This window comes from Brucella sp. MAB-22 (genome assembly GCF_025908475.1).
Taxonomy (GTDB): Bacteria; Pseudomonadota; Alphaproteobacteria; order Rhizobiales; family Rhizobiaceae; genus Brucella; species Brucella anthropi.
In genome coordinates, this window is sequence record NZ_CP109781.1 from 36,951 (window position 1) to 53,440 (window position 16,490).

A 16,490-nucleotide genomic window follows, 5' to 3' on the forward strand; every position below is an offset into this window, starting at 1 on the left:
CTGATCTTGTCGTCAGTTGCAGCACGTTAATGCAGTTTCAGTCGTCGAGTACCCACGTATCCTTGGTTCCACCGCCCTGGCTGGAATTCACGACAAGCGATCCCTCCTTCAATGCCACGCGGGTGAGCCCGCCGGGTGTGATGCGGATGCGATCCGAAACCAGAACAAATGGGCGCAGATCGACATGGCGTGGCGCCAGCCCGCTCTCGGTAAAGATGGGCGTCGTTGAGAGCGCAAGCGTGGGCTGCGCGATATAGTTGCGCGGCCTTGCCTTCAGTTTCTCTGAAAAAGCATCGCGTTCAGCCTTTGTTGAAGCGGGGCCTACCAGCATTCCATAACCACCGGAGCCGTGCACTTCCTTGACGACAAGCTCGGCAAGATTGTCGAGCACATAAGCAAGGCTATCTGGTTCGGAACAACGCCAGGTCGGAACATTTTCGAGAATGGCCTTGCGACCCGTATAGAACTCCACGATCTCCGGCATGTAGGAATAGATCGCCTTGTCGTCGGCGATGCCGGTTCCGGGCGCATTGGCAATCGTGATATTCCCTGCCCGGTAGACATCCATGATGCCTGCAACGCCGAGCGTCGAATCCGGCCTGAATGTCAGCGGGTCGAGAAACGCATCGTCCACACGCCGATAGAGCACGTCGATAGCGCGATAACCTTGTGTGGTACGCATCGCGACACGTCCGTCAACGACGCGCAGATCGCTTCCCTCGACCAATTCGACGCCCATCTGGTCGGCAAGGAATGCGTGTTCAAAATAGGCTGAATTATAAATGCCGGGTGTCAACACCGCGACAGTTGGCACATCCTGCGTGCCGGGAGGTGCAACGCTTGCCAGCGACTGGCGCAGCAATTGCGGATAATTCTCAACCGGGCGAACCTTGACGTTCTGAAACAGCTCGGGAAAGAGCTGCATCATCGTCTCGCGGTTTTCCAGCATATAAGAAACGCCGGATGGCGTGCGGGCATTGTCCTCCAGCACATAGAACTGGTTCTCGGCGGTGCGCACGATATCGACGCCGATAATATGGGTGTAGACATTGCCCGGCGGACGGAAACCGATCATCTCAGGCAGGAAGGCTTCATTCTTGGAAATCAGGTCTTTCGGAATGCGCCCTGCCCGGACAATCTCCTGACGGTGATAAATGTCATCGAGGAAGGCATTAAGCGCCATTACACGCTGTTCGATGCCCTGCGACAGACGCCGCCACTCCTGACCTGAAATGATACGCGGGATGATATCAAAGGGAATGAGGCGCTCGCCCGCTTCCTGATCGCCGTAGACAGCAAAGGTGATGCCCGTCTTGCGGAAAACGCTTTCGGCGTCATCGCTTTTCTGCAGAAGTTTGTGCGGGTCCTGCTGGTCGAGCCACTGCTTGAGAAATTCATATGGTTGGCGGACATTCCCGCCATGGTTGAGCATCTCGTCAAATGGCTTCACTTAATTCCCCTTCTTTTTCCCTATTATTCAGTCCTGACTCAGGGAAAAGCAAGCATGGAAATTATGCAAAAGCGCAAAGCTGGGTTGCGCAATTTCGTCGCGACATGAGCCCCGAGGTGCGTTCTACTACGCCCGCAAACACAGCTCTGGCGAAAATTCAGCCCGGTCGATGGGCTTTCACGACTGCCGGATCGGTGTCGATACGCCCGGCTTCGATGAGGTCGAGACAATAAGGCACTGCCGGAAAAATTGCCTGCAAGGTCATGGCAATTGAAGCTGGTTTACCGGGAAGATTGAGGATGAAGCTCTTGCCGCGACTGCCTGCCGTTTGGCGGGATAGAATGGCGGTCGGGGTTTGTTCCAGGCTGACGCGGCGCATCAGTTCGCCGAAACCGGGTAGTTCCTTATGCAAAACGGCCTGCATGGCTTCCGGTGTTTCATCGCGCGGGCTTGGTCCCGTGCCACCCGTGGTCAGGATAAGATCACAGGCCTCGTTGTCACAAAGATCGATAAGCGTGTCGCGTACCGATTCCATGCCATCGGGAATGACACGGCGGATTGTTTCATAAGGCGTGACGACAGCGCTTTTCAGCCACGCTTCCATGGCAGGGCCACTAAGGTCTTCGTACTCCCCGCGACTTGCGCGGTCGGAAACAGTCACGAAACCGATCTTTACCATCACACCCTCACAGTAAGTTTTTGGCTCTCAGCAGACTTCTGGCGATCTTATAGGCGCTCGCCGGTTTGATGTGAAGGTTTGCATACTCCCAAATGAAAACGCCGCCCAAAGGCGGCGCTTTGCTTATGATGTCACTCGAAAATTACGGCGTAACGTCGAAGCCGAACCACTTTTCCGACAGACGCTTGATCGTGCCGTCAGCCTTTGCAGCTTCAATGGCAACGTCGAACATCTTCTTCAGTTCGGTATCGTCCTTGCGCAGACCGACAGCAACGCCACGGCCCAGAATGCCGCCCTTGAAGAACGGACCGGTCATGACGATGTCTTCGTTGCCCGGCTTCTTGGCCGCATCCGTGAGGTAAGCGAGCGAAGCCACGATCAGATCTACGCGGCCAGACTTCAGGTCGAGGTCGTGCTGTTCCGTGGTCTTGTATTCACGGATGTCGATGCCATCCTTGAAATACTTGTCGAGCAGCGACAGGCCGAGCGAAGCGGTCTGGACGCCGACGGTGCGGCCCTTGATTTCAGCCGATACTTCGTCAATTGCCTTCTGGGCAGCCGCTTCATCCTTGGCGAGATAAAGGGTTTCGCCGGTATGCGGCAGCTTGGCGTAAGGGCTGTCCTTCAGCGTCGCAAAGGTCTGCGGCGTCAGGCCATAGGAAATCGAGAAGCTGATGGTTTCCTCGCGCTTCGGAGTAGCAGTAAGGCCAGCCATGATCGCATCAAACTTGCCAGCATTGAGCGCCGGAATGATGCTGTCGAAAGGCTGCGCAACCATCGTGCACTCAACCTTCATGCGGGCGCAGAGGTCCTTGTAGAGATCGACTTCATAGCCATCCAGCGAGCCATCGGGCTTGGTGAAGTTGTAAGGGCGGAAAGCACCTTCCGTGGCGATGGTGATCTTTGTCCACTTCTTTTCCTCGGCATGGGCCGAGACGCTCGTCAGAGCGAGAGCGGAAATGAACACGGCTTTGAAAAGTCCGGTGGTCTTCATTGCAGATATCCTGTTGCGGTTATTTCTGTCCGGCTTACGCCGGAACACAGAATTTCGGTAATTAGGCAGCGTTTTCGTGGCTGATAAACTTGCGGAAACGTTCCGACTTCGAGTTGCCGAACACGTCTTCCGGCGCACCGTCTTCTTCCACCAGACCCTGATGGAAAAATACGACGCGGTTGGAGACGTCGCGCGCGAAGCCCATTTCGTGGGTCACGACCAGCATGGTGCGGCCTTCTTCGGCAAGGCCGCGCATGACGCGCAACACTTCACCGACCAGTTCCGGATCGAGTGCTGAAGTCGGCTCGTCAAAGAGCATGACTTTCGGCTTCATCGCCAGTCCGCGGGCGATTGCGGCGCGCTGCTGCTGTCCGCCCGAAAGATGGGCCGGATAGAAATCGCGCTTGTCAGCAATGCCGACCTTTGCCAGCAAAGCTTCCGCTTCTGCCACGCATTCCGCGCGCGGGCGTCCCTGCACATAGATCGGCGCTTCGATGATGTTTTCCAGAATGGTCTTGTGCGACCACAGATTGAAGCTCTGGAACACCATGCCCAGTTCCGAACGAATGCGCGAAACCTGTTTCTTGTCGGTCGGGTAGGCTTCACCCTTCGAATTCTTCGCCATACGGATGGTTTCGCCCGAAACCGTCACAGTGCCTGACGTCGGTGTTTCCAGAAGGTTGATGCAGCGCAAGAAAGTCGACTTGCCGGAACCCGACGAACCGAGGATCGAAATGACCTCACCTTCACGTGCTTCAAGCGAAATGCCTTTCAGCACTTCATTCGCACCAAAGCTCTTGCGCAGGTTTTCGACTTTCAGCGCCACCGGTGCATTGGGGGAAACGATTTTGCTCACGATGTTTGTCCTTCGGAGGAAAGCTTGACGACCGGCTGGCGCAGATAAGGGGTCAGTCTATATTCTGCGAACATCAGCGCACGTGTCAGAACGAAGTTGATGGCAAGGTAGATCGCACCGGCGATCACGAAGATTTCTATCGCCCGGTAGCTCTCGGCGATCAGCTTTGCCGCGATACCGGTCACTTCCATAAGCGTGATGATCGATGCAAGCGAGGTTGCCTTGATCATCGATATCATCTCGTTGCCGTAGCCCGGCAGCGCCTGACGGATCGCAAGCGGCATCACGATGCGGCGGAAGCAGGTAAAGGACGACATGCCACAGGCTTTTGCAGCTTCGATCTGGCCATGAGGCACCGACAGCAGGCCGCCACGGATGATTTCGCTCGCATAGGCGGCGTTGTTCAAGGTTAGCGCAATGATCGCACACCAGTAAGGCTCGCGCAAAACCGGCCACAGGAACGAGTAACGGATGGCCGGAAACTGGCTGAGACCGTAATAGATGATGAATATCTGCACCAGAAGCGGTGTTCCGCGGAACACAAACACATAAAGGCGGGCAATCCAGTCCAGCACCTTGATGCCCGACAGGCGCATCAAGGCGAAAAGCAAGGCCAGTATGGCACCAAACACGATGGAAGTTGCCGCAAGCTTCAGGGTCAGCGGCACGCCGCCCAGCATCTGGAAGAATGCATCGGAATAGAATTCAAGGCTCATTTTGCCCTCCGAACGCCGCGCGAGAAGTGACGCTCGGCAAACTGCAGAAGTCCGCCGGAAACAGACGAAATCAGCAGGTAGAGCGCACCGGCAATGAGGAAGAAGTTGAAGGGCAGTCCGGTCGAGCCAGCGCCGATCTGTGCCTGACGCAGAAGCTCAACCACACCGGCAACCGACACCAGAGCGGATTCCTTGAGCGAAACCTGCCAGACATTGCCAAGACCCGGCAATGCATGTCGCAGCGCCAGCGGCGCAATGATGCGGCGGAATTTCAGCATCTGGCCCATGCCGCAAGCAGTAGCGGCTTCGAGTTCACCTTTGGAAACGGCCCGGAATGCACCACGAAACACTTCGGTGTGGTGCGCCCCGCAGGAAATGGCAATTGCCAGCACACCCGCAAGAAAGCCCGGAAAGCCAATGAAGCCTTCCGCGCCGAAATATTTGCCAAGTGCTGTGACTGCCGCACTGCCACCGAAGTAAAACAGATAGATGACGAGGAGATCCGGAATACCGCGAATGATCGTGGTGTAGCCATCGGCGACAGCGCGAAGCGTGCGCCCGCCGGAAATCTTCGCCCAGGCAGCAAAAACGCCGATGGCAGCGCCAAGAAGGAAGCCCAGGACGGCGAGCGCCACGCTCACCAGTGCACCCATCATCAGCACGTAGCCCCAGCCGTCGGGCCCGAAGCTCAAAATATCGAGAAAGCCCATCTGCTTCATGATGCGTCAGGCCCTGTTGGAATTGGGGGATTGAATGTCATTTCTATTTTCAGATTCTGTCTGCCCGCCCGCGTCATTTCGCGGTTTCGGGCAGAGCGGGTTGAACGCTGTCTGGAATCGGATTGACGAATACGGTTCCGTCGAGCCGTTTTTCGTGATCCTGCTTGGCTTTCTTGATCTGCTCCGGATTACGGAACAATTCGATGGCCGTGCTGCCCATGATCTTTGCAGCATGGGCCATGCCTTTATGCGCCGCAGGCAGCTTGCCCTGCGCCACCATCTGCCACGAATGAAGCGGCGTGCCGATAGCACAGGTCGCGCCACGCATCTGCACGGTGGGCACGACCCAGCTCACGCTGCCGACATCGGTCGAGCCGACGAGGGTATTATCGCCGTTATAAGGCGTATAGATATCTTCACAAAGCGCGAGGCCATCCTTGGGCTCCACGCCGAAGCGGCGGAAAGCATCTGAAATGTCTTCCCTGGACAGTGTCTTCTGGAAACGGCTTGCAGTTTCACGGTCCTGCTCATCGAAGTCCGGAGGTCCGAGTCGCTCGAGCTGAAGCTGCATCATCTGTTCCAGCGGCGTGTTGCCAATCAGATCGGCATCGCCGCTGACGATTTCGCTGCGGACCGTCGTTTCGGTCATCAGCGCCGCGCCGTCGGCAATCTTCTTGACGCGTTCCAGAAGGGTCTGCATTTCCGGCAGGCTGCGGGCGCGAACGAGATAACGCACCGTTGCCTTGGCCTGCACGACATTCGGCGCAAAACCACCTGTATCGGTCACAGCGTAATGAATGCGCGCCGTGGACGGCATATGCTCACGCATATAGTTCACGCCGACATTCATCAGTTCAACTGCGTCCAGCGCACTGCGCCCCAGATGCGGGGCTGACGAAGCATGGGCTGCGCGACCGCTGAAGTGAAAATTGATTTCGTTGCAGGCAAGCGAAACCGGATCGTTTACACCAGCAAAAGGCGCCGGGTGCCAGCAAAACGCGATATCCACATCGTCAAAAAGTCCTTCGCGGACCATGAACCCCTTGGCTGAACCGCCCTCTTCCGCGGGGCAACCGTAATAGCGCACGCGGCCCTTGATGCCCTGTGCGGCAAGATAATCCTTCACTGCCGCAGCAGCGAGCAACGACCCTGAGCCCAACAGGTTATGACCGCAGCCATGTCCATGGCCGCCGGCCTCGACTGGCTGCTCTTCAACCAGTCCAGATATCTGGCTGAGGCCCGGCAATGCATCGAACTCACCAAGGATGGCGATGACCGGTCCTTCGTCGCCAGCTTCGCCCATCACCGCAGTCGGCAGGCCCGCAATACCACGCTCGACGCGAAACCCTTCGGCTTCCAGCATCGCCGCATGGGCATCGCTCGATTTGTACTCTTCGTAGTTTGTTTCAGGATTATCCCAAACCGTATCGCTCAGTTCGAAATATGCGGCGCTCTTGGCGTCGACGATATCCCAGATATCGTGATGGTTTTTCAACTCGGCTCCATCGATCATTTCACCGACGCCATACAAGATGGCGGCGGGCATCAGGACATTCAGGCAATGCAATTGCCGAACCTTCCTCAGACTGCAATTTTTGATGATGCTGATAGAACTCAGGCCCCGCTCTCGCAAGGGCAGATCGGAGAGTTGATGCGAAATTGCTCATTTTCAGGCAGTTTTCTGCCCTCAACAAGCTGTTTCGGTCAATTCGTCCGATTGAAGTTAGCTATTAGCCTCCCACACGCCTCAATATTCCTCGCACCTGTACTCAGCAGTACCCGAGACAAATGGCGGGGAGTAGCCATGATATTGGTCAAAATTATTGTGAGTTTTTGCAATATGAGAGGTTCCTCCTGACAAATTGCCAACAAGTTCGTAGAAGCGCTGCGATCGCCACTTCTGCTCCCCCTTGAGTGCCTATCGATGAAACGATAGTTCATCGTACAAATGAAATTTCGAAGGCGGCGGTCATGGTACACGAAAAGAAGCATGCGGATTTCATCATACGTCCACTGCAGCGCAGCGAAGTGACTGACATCTGGCAAATCGATCGCAGCGAGATCATCGAGGAAATGTATCGCCTCGAAGGAGAGCAACTCCTGCTGGAGCCACAATTCTACGATGTGCAGGGCTGGCCGGAGGGCGAAGCGGAAATCTACACACATATCCTGCTCGACTGTCACGACCATGGCGGCGTATTTCTTGGCGCCTATCTCGATGGCACTCTGGTGGCCGTCGCAGTTACGGATGTACGCCCTGTCGGTGCCTATCCCGAATTGTACCAGCTCGGCTTCATGCATGTGGGGAAGACAGTCCGGGGATTGGGACTTGCTGGTGAACTTTATCGTCGCAGCGTGGCCATTGCGAAGGAGGCCGGAGCAGAAGGTTTCTATATTTCTGCGACACCCACACGGCGGACCATCGATTTTTATGTGAAGCAAGGTGCAAAAGTCACCACGACGCCTGATCCATTGCTCTTCAAGCGCGAGCCGGAAGATATTCATCTCATCCATCGTTTCAACGCCCAAGCTTCTTGACGCGGAACAGAAACCACTATCATCGTCACTCATGCGAATTCTGCTCGTCGAAGACAATCTCACCCTCGCAAACTGGCTAGCAAAAAGCTTGCAGCAGTCGAACTACAGCGTCGATACTGTGCACGACGCGGCGGATGCGGAACAGGCGCTCGCCTTCACGGAGTATGATCTCGTGGTTCTCGACCTCGGATTGCCGGACAAAACCGGGCTCGACGTGCTGGAGCACATCCGCGGCAGAGGCAATGAGGTGCCTGTCATCATCCTGACGGCCAATGCAAGTCTTGACGGACGTATCCGCGGATTGGATGCCGGTGCTGACGATTATCTGGCAAAGCCGTTCGAACTCAGCGAACTTGAAGCGCGCATCCGTGCGCATCTTCGCCGGTCCAGTCAGCGGACAGCGCCTGTTGTGACCTGCGGCCTTTTGCGTTTCGACACCAACACCCGGCTGTTTTCACTCGGAGACGATCCACTGTCACTTGCACCCAAAGAACATGCAGTTCTGGAACAGCTTCTGCGGCGCATCGGAACCACCGTCAGCAAGACAACACTTGTTCAAGGTATTTACGATTTCGACAGCGAGACTGATGAGAACGCCATCGAGATTTACATTCATCGTCTGCGCAAAAAGCTGGAGGGCAGCAAAGCCGAGATCGTAACCTTGCGCGGCCTGGGCTATCTGCTGCGTGAGGCGAGTTGAGATGAAACGGCTGTTCACTCGCCTCTCCCAAAGCCTGCGTGCACAGCTCGTTTCCTGGATCGTGATTCCGCTGATTGTCGTGGCCGGGATCAACCTTTGGACCGCATGGCGTGCGTCGGAAAATATGGCCGGGATCGTGTCAGACAGAATGCTGACAGCGTCAGCACGCGCCATTGGCGAAGCGACTGCTGCCTCGCATAATGCCATCGATGCTGTCATTCCGCCGGTAGCGCTGGAGATGTTTTCGACGGGAAATGGCGACCGGGTCTATTATCGGGTCGAAACTTCTGACGGACGCCTGCTTGCAGGGTTTCCCGACTTGCCGAAACCGGCTGAAATCGCGAATTACGACCCACTCCATTATGAGGGCAGCTATCGCGACCATCCCTTGCGTCTGGTTGTCTTGCGCCATCCCGTTGCAGCACCGTCCAACCTGCCACAAGCTGTCGACGTGGTCGTGGGTGTCACCCTTGCAGGATACACCGCCATGCAGCGGGAGCTTTGGCTGAACTCTGTGCTGGAACAATCGCTGCTCATCATCGTCGCGGGTGCCCTTTCGTTAATGGGCTTGCGCTTTGTATTGCGCCCGTTGATCCGGCTCCGCAACGAAGTTCGCAATCGCACATCCGAGCTGGAACCATTCGATCCACAGACAGTTCAGACCGAACTTCGACCGCTCGTCACAGCGCTGAACCAGTATATGGAACGCGTGCGCAAGCAGATGTCGGCGCAGCACCGTTTCATCCAGAATGCAGCACATCAGTTGCGCACGCCACTTGCTACACTATCAACGCAGGCCAGTTTCGCAGAACGGACAACCTGCGAAAGTGACCGCAAAGACGTTCTGGCAGGTATCAAGAATACCACCATGCAGCTGTCGCGGCTTGCTGGACAATTGCTGACGCTTTCGCGTGCCGAACCAGGCAGCAGGCGTCCTCGCGCTGACCGGGTTGATCTGGCGGAAGCGGGACAACAAATTCTGGAAAGCCTCTCGGGCAAGGCGTTCGACCGCAAGATCGATCTCGGGTTCGAGCTCAAAGCAACCAAAGCCATCATTTCTGGCGACGGCACCATGCTGCGAGAAATGATCGTCAATCTGGTGGACAACGCCCTTACCTACACGCCCGAAGGCGGCACAGTAACGCTTGTGATTGATCAGGATGGGTCCAAAATCGACATACGGGTCGAGGACAACGGAACCGGCATCCCCGCAAATGAATATGAACACGTTTTCGAGCGTTTCTATCGTGTTCCGGGCACCATCGTCGATGGAAGCGGGCTGGGCCTTGCCATCGTGCGCGAAGTTGCCGACACGGCGGGCGGCCATGTCGAGCTTTCCCAAACGAAAGGCGGCGGGCTTACGGTGACTGTCACCTTGCCCGCCGCCTGACATTCATGCATTTGACCGACTATCAGCTTCCTTGTTCGGAAAGCGCCTGTGGACGCCATTTCACCAGGTGGTTTTCGACCAATGTGATGATGTATTCCACGACGAGCGCCAGAACCGCCAGAATGACCATGGCGGCAAAAACGCCATTGGCATTGAAGGTGCCCTGCGCCGTGGAAATCATCAGGCCGACGCCCTTCTTTGCACCAAGGAATTCACCGACGACAGCGCCGACGAGTGCAAAGCCGAAGCTGACGTGAAGACTTGCCAAAATCCAGCTCATGGCCGACGGCACGATGACGGTGCGCGTGATCTGCGAACGCGATGCACCCAATATCTGCGCATTGGCAATCAGCGCGCGGTCGGCTTCGCGCACGCCCTGAAACGCATTGGCGAACACGACGAAGAAAACCATGACGACGGCCAGCGCCACCTTGGATGCCATGCCGAGGCCAAGCGCGATGATGAAGATCGAGCCCAGCACGACACGCGGGATGGAATTGGCGATCTTGATATAGATCGAGAACACATCGGCGAGGAACTTGTTGCGACCCAGCAGGATGCCGCAAATGACACCGCCGACCGCACCGATAAGGAAACCAAGCGCGGTTTCCTCAAGCGTTACGATGATCTGTTCCGAAAGCGGTCCCTGTGACGTGCCTTCCGTGACCCAGATCCATATCTGGTCGGCAATGCCGGAGGGGCTCGCAAAGAAGAATGGATCGATCAGGCCGGTCCGTGCGCCGAGTTCCCAACCGCCCAGAACGGCGACCAGAATGACGAGGCGTACAAGAATAACGACCGCTCGGCGGCGGCGCATATCGGCGCGAAATTTCGCTTCGGTGCGTGCAAGTTCGTCGGCACTTGCATTGACCTGCAAGCTTGCTGAAGCGGAGAGAGCTTGTGTTGTCATATCATTTTCTCCGATTAGTTTCCGTTGGCCAGCGCGCGCTTCTGGCCGATCTGCACTTCCTCGCGCAAATCATCCCAGATAACCTTTGCTATATCGACAAACTGGCTGTCGTAGCGGATGTCTTCCATGACACGCGGGCGTGGGATGTCGATATCGTAGACGCTCTTGACCGTGGCTGGACCGGCGGTCAGCACATAGACTTTATCGGCCAGCGCAATCGCTTCTTCGAGATCGTGCGTGACGAAGATGACGGACGCGCCAGATTGTTGCCAGAGATCAAGCAATTCACCCTGCATCAGCGTGCGCGTCTGTACGTCAAGCGCACTGAACGGTTCGTCCATGAGCAGGATTTTCGGTTCGTTGATGAAGGTCTGTGCCAGCGCCACGCGCTTGCGCATGCCGCCAGACAACTGGTGCGGATAGTGCTTTTCAAAACGGGCCAGACCAACACGGGCGATCCAGCTACGCGCTTTGTCATAGGCTTCTTCCTTGCCCATACCGCGATAACGCGGACCGGCACTCACATTGTCGATGACATTAAGCCACGGAAAAAGCGCATCGGCCTGAAACACGAAGCCGATATCAGGGCTGATACCTTCGATAGGCTTGCCCATCAGGCGGACCTCACCGGCACTTGGCTTGGCGAGACCGGTTACGAGATTAAGCGTCGTTGACTTGCCGCAGCCGGTCGGACCGACAACACAGGCAAACTCGCCCTGCGCAACATTCATGGTGAAGTCGCGCAATGCGGTCATCATCTTGCCGTCGGGGGTGACGAAACGGCGAGTTACATTGTTGAGCGCGATTGCAGCAGCTTTCTCACGCGCAATGGTTCTGGGGGCTTCCATCAGCATGGGTTCCTCGCGGGTATGCGGCACCGCTCGCGCGCGATAGTTTCGTTATCAAAGATCTCCGAGCGCAAAACCGTCTTACACGTTTGCTGGAAATGCTCTGTCGCGCGCCTGCAATGCGGTTGAATCTTTGGAGGACAGCGGGACTGACGTTCATGTTTGAACGCCAGTCGAAGGCTGTTTACTTCGCAGCGTCGAGCGTTGCGTTGGCCTTATCCACGAACTCGGTCGTGAAGGTCTTCGAAAGATCGACCTGCTTCTCCTGAAGCGGCTTCTTGAAGGTTGCGAGAACCTTGAGAACGGTTTCAGGTCCATCCTTCGGCATCCGGCCGTCCGGCGTGTACTGCGCCTTGCCCTCGGCAAGTCCCTTTACGTAAAGGTCCTTGTCACCGACGTAATAATCCTTGGGCATCTGGTCGGCGATTTCTTCGGCACTGTGCGAAGCGATGTAACGCATGGTCTTGACCAGAGCATTGGCAAGCTTCTGCGCGTCTTCCTTGTGCGTCTCAAGCCATGCGCTTTGCACATAGAACGACGCAGCCGGGTAAGGTCCACCAAGCGCTTCGATGGTTTTGTCGGGCGTGCGCATATCGACCAGCACCTTGGCATCGCCGCTCTTCAGCATATTGGCGACGGTCGGTTCCGTGGTCATGCCTGCCTGAACGGCATCCTGCTTGAAGGCGGCAATGAAAGTATTGCCCGCTCCGACAGGAAGCAGCGTGTAGTCGCCCTGCTTGAGGCCATTGCGCATGGCAAGGTATTGAGTCAGGAAGTCCGTCGAGGAGCCGAGCCCGGTGACGCCAAGCGTATGCCCCTTGAAATCGCCCGGCGACTTGATCTGGTCGGCATATTTGCTGGAAACGAGTTCCACTTCACCCGGCGCCTGACTGAACTGGACGATGGACTGAATAAACTTGCCCTTCGATTGCAGGTCGATCGTGTGATCGTAAAAGCCGACCACAGCCTGAGCCGCACCGGCCAAAAGTTCGTTTTCAGCATCCACGCCAGCGCGGCTGTTGATCAGCTCGACATCAAGGCCTTCATCCTTGAAGTAACCCAGCTTTTCCGTCAGCACTGCCGGAAGGTAAATCTGCTTTTCCATACCGCCGACAATCACTGTCAGCTTTTCGGCATGGGCAACGCCTGCACCAAGTACCATTGCGCCGCCAATGAAGGCCGCGCCAAATAGATGGCGGCATGAATCGATAGAGATTTTCATCTACACTCCTCCGAGAGCTCCTGTTGGCCCGGCAATGCCAGACCCCTCCTGATATGCAGCCGATTCCTCAATCGGTTTTGAATGGTTAGCGCAGGCAAGCTTTCAACCAGCTTTCAGCAAACTCGCGGCGAGATTTCGAACCCCGTAAACCGGTAGCCAGAGATTATCGCTATTTATATTCGGAAGAACCGGATCACCAAGAACACTATCGTGATGCGCCTGATATCGCTGTCATAAAACGATCTGTTGCTTTCCCTCTGAATTAGAGGTTCAATCAATCAAACGGGGAGGCGTCCATGCCATTTCGCGGCAACAAATATCAGGGAACATATGCGCCAAACGATCTCCAAGTGCTGCAGATTGCCTATAATCGCTGCTGCGCACTGCTTGATCGATGTTCAACGACGCACGAAAGCAAAGAGGCGCTTGCACGCGCAATTATAAGAACATTTGAATCTGGCGAACAAAATCCGGACAAGATCGCTGAAATAGTAGCCAAACTGGAACTTGATCGCGTTTAACGGCATTGGTTGGAAAAGAGTCTGCTTACGATCCCTCAGCAAATTTTAGCTCTCTAATGCTTTCGGTTTCGCAACTGACTGAATATTTTACATAAACTAAATAATTCTCGATTATAATGCTTTGCAATCAGCTATGTTTTAGTATAGCGGGTCGCAAGAATTTTCAGGCGTTCAGATGGGATTATCTGTTTGTCGCCACTGCGGAATGCATAAAATGCCATTTTCGAGAGATTACTACTTCGGGCGTTTCAAGCCCATTGAGTTGGAGGAGCTGCAAGCGGCTTATGTCAAGTCGTGTGAAGCGATGGCTCGTTGTCCGATCACTTCTCCCCAAAAAGACGAAATGGCGCGCGAAATCATCCAGATCTATGAATGCGGCGTCATGGATGCCGAGAAGATCGCCGAGCTCATGGTGCAGATCGAAGCGGTCAAACCACGTCCGTTGAGCGAACAGATGCTCGACCGTGTGACGACGATCCAGCCCAAGATTGCCTGAGCAAAATTACTTCATGAAAAACACCCGGATGCAAAATCGCATCCGGGTGTTTGTTTGTTCAGCGCTGAGCCACCGGGCGGACAAGCGGAGTCACGCGGCGGATCGTGACACGACGATTTTCCTGTTCGGCTGCTTGCGTGCGAATTTTCAGGAAGCGTTCGCCATAGCCTTGCGTGACAAGGTTTTCTGGCGGAATTTCATAGACTTCCGTCAAAAGGCTCGCAACTGATTCAGCACGTTTATCGGACAGGACCAGATTTGAACGGTCCGATCCAACCGCATCCGTATGCCCTTCAATGAAGAAGGTTTCGCCCGGATCCTTTGCCAGTACCTTCTGCATTGCGGTTGCAACCTTGCGCAGCGTCTTCGCCTGCGAAAGCGAAACCTCGGCGCTGCCCGTAGCAAAATGGATTGTATCCAGATCGATACGACGCACCTTGTCGCGCAGACGGGCTGAATGACGAACCTCGTCGATCGTATAGACACGCTCCACACGTTCTACCGGAGGCATGGCAAGGAAGTCATAGAAATCGCGATCCGGATCGTCCGCGACGTCGATGATGTAATCTCTTACCGGAATGGTCAGACGCATCGGCGGCAGTTCGTAACCGACATCGATAATCGAAGCGCGCGGATTGTCGTCATATTCCGGAGCATAGATCATCAGATATTCATTGCCATCCCGGTCGATACGGGAACGCTGAAGAATATCGCCGTAGCGATCATAAACCGTAACGATCTGGTTGCCACCCGGGCGGACGATGGTTTCACGGGTGCGTCCGCGCGGCAGTTCATCGTAATAGGTTTCCTCCGCATCGCGGCGTAACCTTGGGCGATCATCGCCGCGAACGAAGATGCGGTCGCCCACGTCCAGAATGACGCGATTATCCACTTCCTCGATCACCTTGACGTTGGTGACATTATTGGTCACGTTATTGACCGTCGTATTATTGATGACCGTATTATTCACCACCGTGTTGTTGATGATATTGGTGGTTTCCGGCACGGCAAAAACCGGCGCTTCCTTGATGCGGGTGCCCTCTTCCTTGAGATTGGCTTCGATCTTCTGCGGCAGCGCTGCCTTCACTTCCTCTGGAATCGCAACCTGTGCCGCCGCATCATTTGCGGGCGGTGGTGCACTTTCCTCAGCGGAACGTTGCTGTTCGCGCTGCTTGCGACGCTCTTCACGCGACTGGCTTCCGCCGGAATTGTCGGCGTCCTTGTCGCTGTCGAGAATGGCAGCGCCATTTTCGACTGGCAAGACAACCGTATCGTCCGTCTTCGCAGGGTCTTTCGCAATCTCCTGCTTTTCCTCGGTCGAACGCTGATCGACTATCTCTGGTGCTGGCTCCGAAGACGATTTTTGCTGGTCTTCGGTTGATTGCGGCTGTTCAACCGGCTGTGCAGGCTGAGCCTCATTCTGTGGCTCTTCCGTTGCTTTCGGTTCTTGCGGTGGAGCTTCTTCGGGATGCTCAACAACGGATTCTTCCGCTGGTTCTTTCTGCGGAGGCGTGACCGGAGATGCGTCTGCCGGTTGTTCGGCTGGCTTTTCCGGTTCCTGCACCGGTGCTTCCTTGGCAGGTTGCTCAGCCTGCTTGGCCGGTTCTTTCGCCGTCGGCTGCTCAGGTTTCGCTTCCGGTTCCTGTGTGGGCTCTTCCTTCACCGGCTTTTCAGCGGGAGCGGTCTGTTCCTGCGTCTCATTGGCCTTGCGAGCCGCCTCTTCATCAGCCTTCTTCTGTTCTTCAGCGCGACGCTGAGCTTCCTCTTCAGCGGCCTTCTGCTGCTGTTCGCTCTGGCGCTGTGCCTCTTCGTCAGCCTTTTTCTGTTCGGCAGCTTGCCTGGCCTGCTCTTCGGCCTGTTTCTGCGTTTCGCGCTCGGCTGCCTTCTGCTGTTCCTCGGCTTGCTTCTGTGCTTCGCGCTCGGCGGCTTTTTGCTGCTCTTCAGCCTGACGTTGCGCCTCTGCCTCCGCAGCGCGCTTCTGTTCTTCCGCCTGACGCTGGGCTTCCTCTTGAGCAGCCTTCTGCTGCTCTTCGGCCTGACGACGATTTTCTTCCTCGGCAGCGCGCTGTTGTTCCTCAGCCCGACGCGCTTCTTCTTCCGCTGCCTTTTGCTGTTCTTCAGCCTCGCGCTGTTGCTGCTGCAACTGCTCGTCGGATGGCTGGTCTCCGTTCTCCTGTGCCAGCAGGATTGGAGCCGTCAATGAATCCGCCAGTACGGGTTGCGCTAGAATGGAGGCCGACAGAACCGGCACGGCAACAGTGGCAAGAAGCTTCGAACGAATAGACATAAATCCTTCTCCTTCTGGAAGGCAGAATTGATATGCGTCTCACCCACAGAATCGCGGGCAAAGACGCCGTAGAACCGCCAGCGATATCCATCGAATTGGGACAAATTCCGGCAACTTCACAAATCCGTTATCGTAATCCACATGAACGCAGCCTGAACCCAAGC

Annotated in this window: 16 protein-coding genes; 5 read left to right on the forward strand and 11 right to left on the reverse strand. The window is 55.8% G+C overall.

Annotated features, from left to right (window positions below; all coding sequences use genetic code 11):
- Positions 1 to 37 precede the first annotated feature (37 nt).
- The 7 genes from OHI65_RS00165 to OHI65_RS00195 form a co-directional block, all read right to left on the reverse strand.
- Positions 38 to 1,450: a circularly permuted type 2 ATP-grasp protein gene (locus OHI65_RS00165; RefSeq protein WP_010658722.1), complete on the reverse strand. Its 1,413-nt coding sequence runs from the start codon at positions 1,448 to 1,450 to the stop codon at positions 38 to 40.
- Between the two features lie 157 nt (positions 1,451 to 1,607).
- A complete protein-coding gene (gene mog, locus OHI65_RS00170; protein ID WP_010658721.1) occupies positions 1,608 to 2,129 on the reverse strand; it encodes a molybdopterin adenylyltransferase in 522 nt (173 codons plus the stop codon).
- Positions 2,130 to 2,271: 142 nt separating this feature from the next.
- On the reverse strand, positions 2,272 to 3,123 hold the full coding sequence (locus OHI65_RS00175; RefSeq protein ID WP_010658720.1) for a transporter substrate-binding domain-containing protein: 852 nt from the start codon (positions 3,121 to 3,123) through the stop codon (positions 2,272 to 2,274).
- A gap of 61 nt (positions 3,124 to 3,184) precedes the next feature.
- Complete coding sequence (locus OHI65_RS00180; protein WP_012092930.1) at positions 3,185 to 3,979, reverse strand: ABC transporter ATP-binding protein; 795 nt, start codon at positions 3,977 to 3,979, stop codon at positions 3,185 to 3,187.
- Positions 3,976 to 4,695 carry an ABC transporter permease gene (locus OHI65_RS00185; RefSeq protein ID WP_125300634.1) on the reverse strand — a complete coding sequence of 240 codons (720 nt, stop codon included), beginning with the start codon at positions 4,693 to 4,695 and terminating at the stop codon, positions 3,976 to 3,978. The genes OHI65_RS00180 and OHI65_RS00185 overlap by 4 nt, the downstream gene beginning before the upstream one ends.
- A complete protein-coding gene (locus tag OHI65_RS00190) occupies positions 4,692 to 5,414 on the reverse strand; it encodes an ABC transporter permease (RefSeq protein WP_010658717.1) in 723 nt (240 codons plus the stop codon). Before OHI65_RS00190 ends, OHI65_RS00185 begins: the two co-directional genes overlap by 4 nt.
- A 73-nt stretch (positions 5,415 to 5,487) precedes the next feature.
- On the reverse strand, positions 5,488 to 6,960 hold the full coding sequence (locus OHI65_RS00195) for a M20 family metallopeptidase (RefSeq protein WP_125300635.1): 1,473 nt from the start codon (positions 6,958 to 6,960) through the stop codon (positions 5,488 to 5,490).
- A gap of 425 nt (positions 6,961 to 7,385) precedes the next feature.
- Here OHI65_RS00195 and OHI65_RS00200 point away from each other — a divergent pair, with 425 nt between their 5' ends.
- From OHI65_RS00200 to OHI65_RS00210, 3 genes are read left to right on the forward strand one after another with little or no spacing between them, the layout of a single operon-like run.
- Positions 7,386 to 7,952, forward strand: coding sequence for a GNAT family N-acetyltransferase (locus OHI65_RS00200; protein ID WP_010658715.1), 567 nt, complete (start codon positions 7,386 to 7,388; stop codon positions 7,950 to 7,952).
- A gap of 31 nt (positions 7,953 to 7,983) precedes the next feature.
- Positions 7,984 to 8,652: a response regulator transcription factor gene (locus tag OHI65_RS00205; RefSeq protein ID WP_010658714.1), complete on the forward strand. Its 669-nt coding sequence runs from the start codon at positions 7,984 to 7,986 to the stop codon at positions 8,650 to 8,652.
- Position 8,653: 1 nt separating this feature from the next.
- The gene (locus tag OHI65_RS00210) at positions 8,654 to 10,042 is read left to right on the forward strand and encodes a sensor histidine kinase (protein WP_125300636.1); all 1,389 of its coding nucleotides are present in this window, start codon (positions 8,654 to 8,656) and stop codon (positions 10,040 to 10,042) included.
- Positions 10,043 to 10,064: 22 nt separating this feature from the next.
- On the opposite strand, the gene OHI65_RS00215 is transcribed toward OHI65_RS00210, so the two are convergent.
- From OHI65_RS00215 to OHI65_RS00225, 3 genes are all read right to left on the reverse strand, one after another.
- Entirely contained in the window at positions 10,065 to 10,952 is an 888-nt protein-coding gene (locus tag OHI65_RS00215) for an ABC transporter permease (RefSeq protein WP_125300637.1), read from the reverse strand.
- A 14-nt stretch (positions 10,953 to 10,966) separates the two neighbouring features.
- Positions 10,967 to 11,806 (reverse strand): ABC transporter ATP-binding protein, encoded by an 840-nt coding sequence (locus OHI65_RS00220; RefSeq protein ID WP_125300638.1) that lies wholly within the window; start codon positions 11,804 to 11,806, stop codon positions 10,967 to 10,969.
- Between the two features lie 178 nt (positions 11,807 to 11,984).
- Positions 11,985 to 13,022: an ABC transporter substrate-binding protein gene (locus tag OHI65_RS00225; RefSeq protein WP_036586306.1), complete on the reverse strand. Its 1,038-nt coding sequence runs from the start codon at positions 13,020 to 13,022 to the stop codon at positions 11,985 to 11,987.
- Between the two features lie 296 nt (positions 13,023 to 13,318).
- Between OHI65_RS00225 and OHI65_RS00230 the strand changes: the two genes are divergently transcribed.
- Together OHI65_RS00230 and OHI65_RS00235 are read left to right on the forward strand one after the other, a co-directional pair.
- Positions 13,319 to 13,543 carry a hypothetical protein gene (locus tag OHI65_RS00230; RefSeq protein ID WP_010658709.1) on the forward strand — a complete coding sequence of 75 codons (225 nt, stop codon included), beginning with the start codon at positions 13,319 to 13,321 and terminating at the stop codon, positions 13,541 to 13,543.
- Positions 13,544 to 13,757: 214 nt separating this feature from the next.
- The gene (locus OHI65_RS00235; RefSeq protein ID WP_010658708.1) at positions 13,758 to 14,039 is read left to right on the forward strand and encodes a hypothetical protein; all 282 of its coding nucleotides are present in this window, start codon (positions 13,758 to 13,760) and stop codon (positions 14,037 to 14,039) included.
- Between the two features lie 58 nt (positions 14,040 to 14,097).
- Here the strand turns inward: OHI65_RS00235 and OHI65_RS00240 are convergent, their stop codons facing one another.
- Positions 14,098 to 16,326, reverse strand: coding sequence for an OmpA family protein (locus OHI65_RS00240; RefSeq protein ID WP_125300639.1), 2,229 nt, complete (start codon positions 16,324 to 16,326; stop codon positions 14,098 to 14,100).
- Between the last annotated feature and the right edge of the window lie 164 nt (positions 16,327 to 16,490).